Genomic DNA, 230 nt, shown 5'->3' with positions numbered 1-230 from the left:
AAACTTGGCACCTTTTGCTCTTAAGTTTTCCAGTGCAGTAGTTAATTGATATTCTCCACCATTTTTAATATTATTTTCCATGATATAATTAATTTCATCCATTAGCTTTTCAGCACTGTTGAAATAATAAATACCAATAATGGCAAGATCTGAAACGAAGGTCTCTGGTTTTTCAACGAAATCTGTGATGAAACCATAGTTGTCTAATTTAACTACTCCGAATGCAGATG

At 32.2% G+C, this 230-nt stretch carries 1 protein-coding gene; it reads right to left on the bottom strand.

The window, feature by feature from the left end:
• Positions 1-230, bottom strand: a 230-nt coding sequence (locus tag SB689_RS24365) for a sugar phosphate nucleotidyltransferase (protein ID WP_410694586.1), incomplete at both ends; no start/stop codon positions are given.

Source organism: Chryseobacterium sp. SIMBA_038 (assembly GCF_046535115.1).
Classification (GTDB): Bacteria; Bacteroidota; Bacteroidia; order Flavobacteriales; family Weeksellaceae; genus Chryseobacterium.
Note: the sequence above shows the minus strand (reverse complement) of the source record. Positions and strands in the feature narration are given on the sequence as shown.